General features: G+C 72.1%; 9 protein-coding genes. 3 read left to right on the top strand and 6 right to left on the bottom strand.

Annotation, left to right across the window (positions count from 1 at the left end; all coding sequences use genetic code 11):
* The first annotated feature begins 46 nt into the window (after positions 1-46).
* On the top strand, positions 47-1,543 hold the full coding sequence (locus B7767_RS07125; RefSeq protein ID WP_085571399.1) for an oligopeptide:H+ symporter: 1,497 nt from the start codon (positions 47-49) through the stop codon (positions 1,541-1,543).
* A gap of 225 nt (positions 1,544-1,768) precedes the next feature.
* Here B7767_RS07125 and B7767_RS07120 read toward each other — a convergent pair whose 3' ends face one another.
* Together B7767_RS07120 and B7767_RS07115 are read right to left on the bottom strand one after the other, a co-directional pair.
* Positions 1,769-2,302, bottom strand: coding sequence for an ATP-binding protein (locus B7767_RS07120; RefSeq protein ID WP_085571398.1), 534 nt, complete (start codon positions 2,300-2,302; stop codon positions 1,769-1,771).
* A gap of 242 nt (positions 2,303-2,544) precedes the next feature.
* Positions 2,545-2,922, bottom strand: coding sequence for an STAS domain-containing protein (locus B7767_RS07115; protein WP_030821652.1), 378 nt, complete (start codon positions 2,920-2,922; stop codon positions 2,545-2,547).
* Between the two features lie 257 nt (positions 2,923-3,179).
* Between B7767_RS07115 and B7767_RS07110 the strand changes: the two genes are divergently transcribed.
* A complete protein-coding gene (locus B7767_RS07110; protein WP_085571397.1) occupies positions 3,180-4,106 on the top strand; it encodes an RNA polymerase sigma factor SigF in 927 nt (308 codons plus the stop codon).
* Between the two features lie 84 nt (positions 4,107-4,190).
* On the opposite strand, the gene hutI is transcribed toward B7767_RS07110, so the two are convergent.
* From hutI to hutU, 4 genes are all read right to left on the bottom strand, one after another.
* The gene (hutI, locus tag B7767_RS07105; RefSeq protein ID WP_085571396.1) at positions 4,191-5,360 is read right to left on the bottom strand and encodes an imidazolonepropionase; all 1,170 of its coding nucleotides are present in this window, start codon (positions 5,358-5,360) and stop codon (positions 4,191-4,193) included.
* Between the two features lie 20 nt (positions 5,361-5,380).
* A complete protein-coding gene (locus B7767_RS07100) occupies positions 5,381-6,763 on the bottom strand; it encodes a formimidoylglutamate deiminase (RefSeq protein WP_085571395.1) in 1,383 nt (460 codons plus the stop codon).
* Positions 6,760-7,962, bottom strand: coding sequence for an allantoate amidohydrolase (locus B7767_RS07095; RefSeq protein ID WP_085571410.1), 1,203 nt, complete (start codon positions 7,960-7,962; stop codon positions 6,760-6,762). Before B7767_RS07095 ends, B7767_RS07100 begins: the two co-directional genes overlap by 4 nt.
* Before the next feature lie 218 nt (positions 7,963-8,180).
* Positions 8,181-9,899 (bottom strand): urocanate hydratase, encoded by a 1,719-nt coding sequence (gene hutU, locus B7767_RS07090; RefSeq protein WP_085571394.1) that lies wholly within the window; start codon positions 9,897-9,899, stop codon positions 8,181-8,183.
* A gap of 120 nt (positions 9,900-10,019) precedes the next feature.
* Here hutU and B7767_RS07085 point away from each other — a divergent pair, with 120 nt between their 5' ends.
* Entirely contained in the window at positions 10,020-11,432 is a 1,413-nt protein-coding gene (locus tag B7767_RS07085; RefSeq protein ID WP_085571393.1) for a diaminopimelate decarboxylase, read from the top strand.
* Positions 11,433-11,627: the final 195 nt, after the last annotated feature.

Below are 11,627 nucleotides of genomic sequence, written 5' to 3'. Positions count from 1 at the left end.
GCGCGTACACGCTCGCGCGACGCGTCCCGACCAGCAAGGATCGACCATGGCGTCCAGCCTGACGAAGGACTCGGTCACTCCGGGCACCCCCGGATCCGAGAAGACCTTCTTCGGCCCCCCCCGCGGACTGGCCACTCTCTTCATGACCGAGATGTGGGAGCGTTTCTCCTACTACGGCATGAGGGCTCTGCTCCCGCTGTACCTGGTCGCGCCGGGCGGTCTCGGCCTCGGTGCCGGCACCGCCACCGCGATCTACTCGGTGTACCTCTCCCTGGTGTACCTGCTCACGATGCCGGGCGGCTGGTTCGGCGACCGCGTCTGGGGACCCCGCAAGACCGTCGCCGTCGCCGGCGGAATCATCATGCTGGGCCACCTGACGCTGGCCCTGCCGTCCTCCGGCACCTTCTACGCGGGGCTCGGCCTGGTCGCGATCGGTTCCGGTCTGCTGAAGGCCAACATCTCCACGATGGTCGGCCAGCTCTACCAGGGTCCGGACGACCCGCGCCGGGACGGTGGCTTCACCGTCTTCTACATGGGCATCAACCTGGGTGCCTTCGCCGCGCCGCTGATCATCGGCACCATCGGCGAGAACGTCAACTGGCACCTGGGCTTCGCGCTCGCCGCGCTGGGCATGGGTCTCGGTGTGGCGCAGTTCCTGATGGGCAGCCGCCACCTGGACGCGCGTTCCAGCGTCGTCCCGAAGCCGCTGTCGGCCGAGGAGAAGTCCTCGACACTGCGCAAGGCCGCGCTCTGGGCGGGCATCGCCGTCGTCGCGTACGCCGTCATCGGCCTCACCGGCAACTACACCCTGAACTGGGTCCTGGTCCCGCTGACGCTGCTCGGTGTGATCGTCCCCGTGATGGTGATCGTCCGGATCAAGCGCGACAAGGACCTGGACCGCGCCGAGCAGTCGAAGATGTCCGGGTACATCTGGTTCTTCGTCGCCGCCGCGATCTTCTGGATGATCTACGACCAGGGCGGCTCGACCCTGTCGATCTTCGCCGACTCGTCGGCCGAGAACAGCGTCCTCGGCTGGGACTTCCCGGTCTCCTGGTACCAGTCGGTCAACCCGGTCCTGATCATGGCGCTGGCCCCGGTCTTCGCCTGGGTCTGGCTGGCGCTGAACCGGCGCGGCAAGGAGCCGAGCACGATCGTGAAGTTCGCTTCCGGTCTGGTGCTGGTCGGCGTCTCCTTCTTCCTCTTCCTGGCCCCGCTGTCGATCGCCGAGGGCGGCCACAAGGCCGCGGCGCTGTGGCTGGTGGCGATCTACTTCACGCAGACCGTCGGTGAGCTGCTGCTCTCCCCGGTCGGCCTGTCGGTCACCACGAAGATGGCGCCCGCGAAGTACGCCTCGCAGATGATGGGCGTCTGGTTCCTGGCCGTCACCGCCGGTGACGCCACGACCGGCCTGCTCTCCATCGCGGGTGTCGACCTGAACAAGACGGGCATCGTCGCGATGGAGGCGACCCTCGCGGTGGTCGCCGGTATCGCGGTGTGGATGTACCGCAAGAAGGTCAAGGCCCTCATGGGCGACGTGCGCTGAGCCTCCCCCACGGCTCGCCGAAGGGCCCCGCGTCCGGCTTGGATGCGGGGCCCTTCGGGCGTTCACGGGGGAGGGGGTGCGCGGGGTCCTCTGCCTTTTCGCCCCCGCCGCCCTTACCCTCCCCCGGGGGCGGAGCCCCGGTTTCGGGACGGGAAGGAGCCCCGGTTTCGGGACGGGAAGAGGCGGCAAGGGCGACAACTCCTCCGGCCGGGCCCCGGGCCGGAGCTACGCGGGTGCCCCGAGTTCCGCCCAGACCGTCTTGCCCGCGACGTCCGGGGCCCGTACGACCCCCCAGTCCAGACAGAGCCGCTGCACGATGAACATGCCGTGGCCACCCGGCCGGCCCGCCCGGTGCGGGGTGCGCGGGGCCGGCTGCCCCGTGCCCCGGTCGGTGACCTCGATCCGGATCACCTTCTTGTCGCAGGTGATGGCCAGGTGGTCCGGCCCCTCGGCGTGCAGGCAGGCGTTGGTGACCAGCTCGGAGACGACGAGCAGGACGTCCTCGGCGGCGGCCCGCTGGTCGGCGGTGGCGGCGGGCAGCCAGCCCCACGCGTACAACGCCTGCCGGGTGAAGTCACGGGCGAGCGGCACGACGCCGCTCTCACCGTCGAAGCTCAGCCGGCGGACCTGGCCGCCGCCCGACGGCCCGGAGGACTCCGGCGTCGCGGTGGGCACGGCGACGCCCCCGTCGGGCGCCCCGGAAGCGCCGCTGGGCTCCGGACCGCGGTCGCCCGGCGAGCAGGGCCGGGTGGTGCTCATCAGCGCTTCACCTCACCGTGTCACCAGTTCACGATTCAAAAGTTTCCGTACTCGATCGGTCACGCGCGTACGGCGCATCCGGTTCCCGTCGCCCTCGCGACCACCGTGCCCGGCGCGTTCAGGGTGTCTCCTGCCCGGGCGGGCCGAGGGGACACCCCCGTATTCGCACGAAAAGACGCGACGGAGGGAAGGCCCCGACGACGGGAGTGACGGGAGCGCCCCGCCGGGCGTGCCCGCGCGGGTCACGCCGAATCGTCGGCCAGGGCCGCCTCGAGAGTGTCGTGGACGGCGAACACCGCGTCCGCCCCCGTGATCTCGAACACCCGCGCGACGACGGGCTGCATCCCCACGAGATGGACCCCGCCCCCGGCCGCCTCGGCCTTCAGCCGGGCACCGAGCAGCACGTTCAGCCCCGTGGAGTCACAGAACTCCAGCCGGGAGCAGTCGATGACAAGCCGCTTGAATCCCTTGGCGAGGCAGTCCTCCAGTGGCTCACGCAACAGATCGGCGGTGTGGTGATCCAACTCACCCGCCGGAGTCACGACGGCACTGGGGCCCTCTTCTCGCACCTCGACCAGAAGCCGGCCAGACTGTGCGCTGCCGACCGTCCCGCGGTCCATGCCGTCTCTCTCTCCCGACCTCGTGGCTGCCTGCTGACGTCCTCGAACATTACGCCCTATGGCCACGCTTCGACAGCCGAACAATCGCACACAAACGGACATATGCAAACGTAACGCACTTGCGATTGGCTCGGGAAAGCGGGTAGGGCTAGTAGGAACACGTACCCAGGCAAGCACACGTAACCGACACGGCCGGCTTTGGAGGCGCCGCACACCGCAGTGCACGTATCGGCTTCGGCAGCCATATGCCGAGAACGATGGAGGACATCATGTCACCCCGGCTCGACGCATCGCGTACCCCGAAAGCGACGTCGACACTCCCTCCGGAACATCTGAATCCCATCGAACAGGACGACCCGGTCGTCGTCCCGGACGACCTGCTCGCCGGACTCCCGGAGATCCCCCCGTACGACGAGGTGGGCCCGGTCGACGCCCGAGCCCTCTCCAAGACCCTCTTCGAGCGCCTCGAGTCGCTGGAGGAAGGCACCCACGAGTATTCGTACGTACGCAACACGCTCGTGGAGCTGAACCTCGCCCTGGTCAAGTTCGCCGCCTCCCGTTTCCGTTCGCGCAGCGAGCCGATGGAGGACATCATCCAGGTCGGCACCATCGGCCTGATCAAGGCGATCGACCGCTTCGAGACGTCGCGCGGCGTGGAGTTCCCCACCTTCGCGATGCCCACCATCATCGGTGAGATCAAGCGCTTCTTCCGTGACACCTCGTGGTCCGTGCGCGTGCCGCGCCGGCTTCAGGAGCTCCGGCTCGACCTGGCCAAGGCCGGTGACGAGCTGGCCCAGCAGCTGGACCGGGCTCCGACGGTGACCGAGCTGGCCGAGCGCCTGGGCATCACCAACGACGAGGTGATCGAGGGCATGGCGGCGTCGAACGCCTACACCGCCTCCTCGCTGGACGCCCAGCCGGAGGAGGACGACGCCGAGGGCGCCCTGGCGGACCGGATCGGGTACGAGGACCACGGACTCGAAGGCATCGAGTACATCGAGTCGTTGAAGCCCCTGATCGCAGAACTGCCGCCGCGGGACCGCAAGATCCTCTCGCTGCGCTTCGTCGCGGGCATGACCCAGTCGGAGATCGGCGAGGAACTGGGAATCTCCCAGATGCACGTCTCCCGCCTGCTGTCGCGGACCCTGGTGAAACTGCGCAAGGGGCTCACGGTCGAGGAGTGATCCTCACCGGGTGACGCCTGTCCTCGGGGGGCGGTCCGGAGCCGGGCCGCCCCCTTCCGGATGTCCCGGGGCGCCTCGCGCCGCTCACACCTCGCGTACGCCCCGTCGCCACACGCCCGCGACCAGCGGCACACCGGGCCGGTAGGCGAGGTGGACGTGGCTCGGGGCGTCGAGAAGGACGAGGTCGGCGTACGCGCCCGGGGTCAGCCGGCCGATGTCGGTGCGGCGCAGGGCCGCCGCGCCGCCCGCGGTGGCCGACCAGACGGCCTCGTCCGGCGTCATCCCCATGTCCCGCACCGCGAGCGCGACGCAGAAGGGGACGGAGGACGTGAAGGACGAGCCGGGGTTGCAGTCGGTGGACAGCGCGACCGTGGCCCCGGCGTCGATGAGCCGCCGGGCGTCCGGCCACTCGGCGCGGGTGGAGAACTCGGCGCCGGGCAGCAGGGTGGCGACGGTGCGGCTGTTCGCGAGGGCGTCCACGTCGGCGTCGGTGAGGTGGGTGCAGTGGTCGGCGCTGGCCGCGTCGAGTTCGACGGCGAGCTGGACACCCGGGCCGTACGAGAGCTGGTTGGCGTGGACGCGCGGGTGCAGGCCCTTCTCCTTGCCGGCGGTGAGGATCGCGCGGGCCTGGTCGCCGTCGAAGGCGCCCTTCTCGCAGAAGACGTCGATCCAGCGGGCGTGCGGCGCGCAGGCGTCCAGCATCTCGCCGGTGACCAGGGCGACGTATCCGGCCGGGTCCTCGGCGTACTCGGGCGCGACGATGTGGGCGCCGAGGTAGGTGACCTCGTCGGTGTGGCGGGCGGCCAGGCGCAGGGCGCGGGCCTCGTCCTCGACGGTCAGGCCGTAGCCGGACTTGGTCTCGAAGGTCGTGGTGCCCTGGCGGAGCGCCTCGTCGAGGAAACGGGTGAGGTTCGCCTCCAGTTCCCCGTCGCCGGCGGCCCGGGTGGCGGCGACGGTCGTACGGATGCCGCCGGCGCTGTAGGCGCGGCCCGACATCCGGGCGTTGAACTCCTCGGTGCGGTCACCGGCGAAGACCAGGTGGGAGTGGGAGTCGACGAAGCCCGGCAGGACCGCCCGGCCCCCGGCGTCGACCCGGTTGTCAGTGGCGGGTGCTTTGCTTGATTCACCGGTCCACACGACGCGGTCGCCCTCGATGACGACGGCCGCGTCCCGGACCGGACCGAGGGGGGAGTCACCGAGGGAGGGGTCGTTGGTGACCAGCGTGGCGATGTTGCTGATGACGGTGCTGCTCATGGTGTCCTCATGGGTGGTCGTCAGGCGCGCAGGGCTTCGACTGCCTGTGCGAGGGCTCCGGGCACATCGGGGACGAGCGTGTGCGCCCCGTCGCGTACGACGTGCCGGCCCGCCACGACCGTGTGCCGTACGTCCGCTGCCGTCGCCGCGAATACGGCCGTCTCGGCGCCGAGCCCGGGCAGTGGCCCCGCGGTTCTGACCGAGTCGAGGGCGATCGTGACGAGGTCGGCGCGCGCCCCGGCCTCGATGGCGCCGATGTCGTCCCAGCCGAGGGCGGCGTGTCCGTCGGCGGAGGCGGCCCGCAGCAGGGCGGCGGCCGTCCAGTGGCCCCGGGTGCGGGTGCGCAGCCGCTCGTTCAGCTCCATCGCGCGTGCCTCTTCGAACAGGTCGATCACGGCGTGGCTGTCGGAGCCGAGACAGAGCGGGGAGCCCTCGTTCTGCAGGGCGGCGGCGGGTCCGATGCCGTCGGCGAGGTCGCGTTCGGTGGTCGGGCACATGCAGGTGCCGGTGCCGCTGCCGCCGATGAGGGCGATGTCCTCGGCGGTGAGGTGGGTGTTGTGGACACCGGTGGTGCGCGGTCCGAGGACGCCGTGCAGGGCCAGGAGCTGCGTCGGGGTGCAGCCGTGGGCCTCCCGGCAGGCGTCGTTCTCGGCGGTCTGCTCGGACAGGTGCACATGGAGCGGGGCCCGCCGCTCCTCGGCCCACCGCGCCACGGTCGCCAACTGCTCCGCCGGCACGGCCCGTACGGAGTGGACGGCCGCCCCGATCCGTGCGTGATCCCGTTCCTTGAGAACCGAACAGCGCCCGGCCCAGGTGTCCGCGTCGCCGTCGGAGAAGCGGAGCTGGTGGGTGGTGGGCGGCCGGCCGAATCCGGAGGAGAGATAGGCGGTGTCGAGGAGGGTGATCCGGATACCGGCTTCGGCGGCGGCCTCGATGAGCGCCTCGCCCATGGCGTTGGGGTCGGCGTAGGGCGTGCCGCCGGGGGCGTGGTGGACGTAGTGGAACTCGCCGACGGTGGTGATGCCGGCCAGCGCCATCTCGGCGTAGGCCGCACGGGCGAGGGCGTGGTACGTGTCCGGGGTGAGCCGGTCGGCCGTGGCGTACATGACCTCGCGCCAGGTCCAGAAGGTCCCGGACCCCACCTGGACGGTGGAGCGCAGGGCGCGGTGGAAGGCGTGGCTGTGGGCGTTCGCCAGTCCGGGGAGGGTCAGTCCGCGCAGGATCTCGGCGCCGGGCGGCGGGGCGGGGGTGTCCGGGCGGACGGCGGTGATGCGCCCGTCCCGGACCTCGACGGTCACGCCCGGCTCGACGGTGGTCCCCCCTGCCCGGGCGGAGCCGAGGGCTCGGGGGAGGGTGCCGAGCCAGGCGTGCTCCAGCCAGTACGTCCGCGGGGTGGCAGTCACGTGCGGGCCAGTCCTTCCAGTACGTCGGCGAGTGCGAGGACCCCGGCCACGCAGTCGTCCTCGGTGGCGGACTCGGCCGGGGAGTGCGAGACGCCGGTGGGGTTGCGCACGAACAGCATGGCGGTCGGGACGCGTCCGGAGAGGATTCCGGCGTCGTGTCCGGCGCCGGTGCCGAGGACGGGCACCTTCAGGTCGGTGCCGGTGCCGAGGATGCGGGCGAGTTCGTCGCGCAGGGCGTGGTCGAACTCGACGACGGGGGTGAAGGACTCGCGCTCGACGTCGAGGGTGACGCCGTGCTCCCGCGCGTGGGCGCGGGCGGCCTCCCGCACGCCGTCCACCACGGCGTCCAGGCTCTCCTGGTCGGCGGCACGGGAGTCGAGCCAGCCGCGCACCAGGGAGGGGATGGCGTTGACGCCGTTCGGCTCGACCGCGATCTTGCCGAAGGTGGCGACGGCACCGGCGAGTTCGGCCTCGCGGCGGGCGGCGAGGACGGTTTCGGCGTACGACAGCATGGGGTCGCGCCGGTCGGCGAGGCGGGTGGTGCCGGCGTGGTTGGCCTCGCCCCGGAAGTCGAACCGCCAGCGGCCGTGCGGCCAGATGGCGGACGCGATGCCGACGCGGTCGCCGGACAGGTCCAGGGCGCGGCCCTGTTCGACGTGCAGTTCGACGAAGGCGCCGATGCGGTCGAGCCGTTCGGGGTCGGGGCCGATGGCGTCCGGGTCGTGTCCGGCGGCCTCCATCGCCTGCGGGAGGGTGATGCCGTCCCCGTCGGTGAGCCGGTGGGCCTGCTCGACGGTGAGCGCGCCCGCGGTGAGCCGGGAACCGACACAGGCGAGCCCGAAGCGGGCGCCCTCCTCGTCCCCGAAGTTGACGACGCCGAGCGGCTTGCCGAACCGCACGCCCCGCCGCCGCAGCTCGTCCAGCGCGGCGAAGGCGGACACGACCCCGAGGGGTCCGTCGAAGGCCCCGCCGTCCGGCACCGAGTCCAGGTGCGACCCGGTGACGACGGCGTCCCCGCCAGCCGGGTCCCCGAGCCAGGCCCACTGATTCCCGTTCCGGTCGACCTCGTAGGCCAGCCCGCGGCTGCGCGCCTGCGCCTCGAACCAGTCCCGGCAGTCGGCGTCGGCCTCACCCCAGGCGAACCGCCGGTAGCCACCGGAAGCGGCATGGCGCCCGATGGGCCGCAACTGGGCCCACATCTCGTGGAAGGAGGCCACGCCGAGCCCCGGACCGGACCCGGGCCGCAGGCCGTCGGCCCGCCCAGGCTGTGAGCCGTCGCCCCGCCCGGGCCGTGGGCAGTCGTTCCGCAGGGCGGTGGGGGTGCCTTCCGTGTCCTTCGGGCTGTGGGGGAGGTCGGTCACAGCCGGACCCGCAGGCGGTGACGACGCCCCGGCCCCCACCGAAGAGGTGCCGTCGCTCACGCCTGGTCACCCTCACGCATCGGCACCCGCACACCCCGCGAACCCGCCACCGACTCCGCGATGTCGTACCCGGCGTCGACATGCCGGATCACACCCATCCCGGGATCGTTCGTGAGCACCCGCCGGATCTTCTCCCCCGCCAGCGCGGTCCCGTCGGCGACGGTCACCTGCCCCGCGTGGATCGACCGCCCCATGCCCACACCCCCACCGTGGTGGATGGACACCCACGACGCCCCGGAAGCCACGTTCACCATCGCGTTCAGCAACGGCCAGTCGGCGATCGCGTCGGACCCGTCCAGCATCGCCTCGGTCTCCCGGTAGGGAGAAGCCACCGAACCGCAGTCGAGATGGTCCCGCCCGATGACGATCGGCGCGGCCAGCTCCCCGCTCGCGACCATGTCGTTGAACCGCTCCCCGGCCCTGTCCCGCTCCCCGTACCCCAGCCAGCAGATACGCGCGGGCAGCCCCTGGAAGCGCACCCGCTCCCCCGCCATCCTGATCCACCGGGCCAGGGACTCGTTCTCCGGGAACAGCTCCAGGATCGCCTTGTCGGTCCTGGCGATGTCGGCGGGATCGCCCGACAGCGCGGCCCACCGGAAGGGTCCCTTGCCCTCGCAGAACAGCGGCCGGATGTACGCCGGCACGAACCCCGGGAAGGCGAAAGCGCGCTCGTACCCGGCGAGCTGCGCCTCACCGCGGATGGAGTTGCCGTAGTCGAACACCTCGGCGCCGGCGTCCTGGAAGCCGACCATCGCCTCGACGTGCCGGGCCATGGACTCGCGGGCCCGGGTGGTGAAACCGGCCGGGTCCTTCGCGGCGGCGTCCGCCATGTCCTCGAAGGCGACGCCCAACGGCAGGTACGCCAGCGGGTCGTGGGCGGAGGTCTGGTCGGTGACGATGTCGATGGGCGCGCCCATGGCGAGCAGTTGCGGCACCAGCTCGGCGGCGTTGCCGAGGACGCCGATGGAGAGCGGCTTGCGCCGGTCCCGGGCCTCGGTGGCCAGCTGGAGGGCGTGGTCGAGGGAGTCGGCCTTCACGTCGAGGTAGCGGTGCTCGATGCGGCGGTCGATCGCGCGGGGGTCGCAGTCGACGCAGATGGCGACGCCGTCGTTCATGGTGACGGCCAGCGGCTGGGCGCCGCCCATGCCGCCGAGGCCGGCGGTGAGGGTGATCGTCCCGGCCAGCGTGCCGCCGAACTTCTTCGCGGCGACGGCGGCGAAGGTCTCGTAGGTGCCCTGGAGGATGCCCTGGGTGCCGATGTAGATCCAGGAGCCGGCGGTCATCTGCCCGTACATGGTCAGGCCGAGGGCCTCCAGGCGGCGGAACTCCTCCCAGTTGGCCCAGTCGCCGACGAGGTTGGAGTTGGCGATGAGGACGCGCGGGGCCCACTCGTGGGTCTGCATGACGCCGACGGGACGGCCGGACTGGACGAGCATCGTCTCGTCCTGCTCGAGGGTGCGCAGCGTGCGGACCATGGCGTCGAAGGAGCGCCAGTCGCGGGCCGCCTTCCCCGTGCCGCCGTAGACGACGAGCTTGTCGGGATGCTCGGCGACCTCCGGGTCGAGGTTGTTCTGCAGCATCCGCAGGGCGGCCTCCTGCTGCCATCCCAGGGCGCTCGGTTCGGTGCCGCGCGGCGCTCGGACAGAACCAGGGGGCGGCCCGCAGGGCCTCGGTTGAGGGTGGTGGCGGGAGACGGGCGGGCGGGGTCCGGACATGGTCTGCCTCCTGTACTGCGGACGGTTACTGCAGATATTCACATCCTCATTATCTGAATAGAACTAGTCAAGACGGGGACGCGTCGGCACGGCCGTGCGGGGGGATGTTTGGCTGGTCCCATGCGGGCGAACCTGGAGAACACCGACGGGACGGGGGACACGGTGGCCTACGACGACGGCCGGACGGACGAGGTGGACGTGTACGCCGAGGGGCGGGTGGCCCGGCGGAACGCCGCGGTGCGGGCCGCCGTGGAGCAGGGGCTGGTCGACGCCGGCACGCCCCTGGTGGCCCTGCTCGACGTGACCGGCATCCGGGAGTCGGCGGCCGAACTGCGGGCGGCGTTCGAGGCGGTGACGGCGCCCGGCACGCCCGTGCTGCACGCCTTCGCGGTGAAGGCGAGCCCGCTGGTGCCGGTGCTGCGGCTGCTGCGCGCGGAGGGCATCGGCGCGGAAGTGGCCAGCCCGGGTGAGCTGGCGCTGGCGCGGGCGGCGGGGGTGGAGCCGGAGCGCACGGTCCTCGACTCGCCCGCCAAGACGTCCGCCGAACTGCGGGAGGCGCTCGCGCTGGGCATCGCCGTCAACGCGGACAACCCGCAGGAACTGGCCCGCCTCGACGCCCTGATGGCGGGCTCCGGCTCCCGCTCCCCCGTCGGCATCCGGGTGAACCCACAGGTCGGAGGCGGCTCCATCGAGGCGCTGTCCACGGCGACGGCGACGTCGAAGTTCGGGGTGGCGCTGCGCGACGAGGGCGCGCGGGAGTGGGTCGTGCGGGCGTACCTGGACCGGCCGTGGCTGACCCGGCTGCACGCGCACACCGGCTCCCAGGGCATCGAGCTGACGATGATGGCGCGGGGTGTCGCCCAGACGTACGAACTGGCGGAGGAGATCAACCGGCGCGCGGGACGCCACCAGGTCGACACCGTCGACATCGGCGGCGGGCTGCCGGTGAACTTCGCCTCCGAGGCGAGCACACCGACGTACGGACGGTACGCGCGGCTGCTGAGCGAGACGGTGCCGGGGCTGTTCGACGGGCGGTACGGGCTGGTCACCGAGTTCGGCCGGTCGCTGCTGGCCAAGCACGGCACGGTGGTCGCGCGCGTGGAGTACGCCAAGAGCGCGGGCGGGCGTCCGGTCGCGGTGACGCACGCGGGCGTTCAGGTGGCGACGCGGACGGTGTACGCGCCGGAGTCGTGGCCGCTGAGGATCGCCGCGTACGACGCGAAGGGGCGGCCCAAGGAGGGCCCGGCGGTCGTGCAGGACGTGGCGGGACCGGCCTGCTTCGCGGGCGACCTGCTCGCCCGGGCGCAGTCACTGCCCCTGCTGGAACAGGGCGACCACGCGGCGGCGCTGGACACGGGCGCGTACTACTTCGCCCACCACTACGCCTACAACTCGCTCCCCCGCCCCGGTGTCCACGGCTTCACCCCGGACGGCACGGGAGGCATCACCTTCGCGACGGTACGCACCGCCCAGACGATCGAGGAGATCGTGACCGAATCGGGCGCCGCCCACACCGACGCCCTGATCACCTAGACGCACGACTCCGCCGCACAGGTGCGCCCTTCCAGGACGCGGGACCGTGTCGACGTGCGGCACCGCCCGCGCGGGCGCGACCGACCCCGGCTCACCCGCGGAACGACACGGCGGGACACCCGACTCCCCGAGGGGCTCGGGGCCGTGTCCGCGTGCGGCTCCGCCGCGCGGGCGCGCCCGTCCCCGGCGCGCCCG

It is taken from the genome of Streptomyces sp. 13-12-16 (assembly GCF_002114215.1).
Classification (GTDB): domain Bacteria; phylum Actinomycetota; class Actinomycetes; order Streptomycetales; family Streptomycetaceae; genus Streptomyces.
Note: the sequence above shows the minus strand (reverse complement) of the source record. Positions and strands in the feature narration are given on the sequence as shown.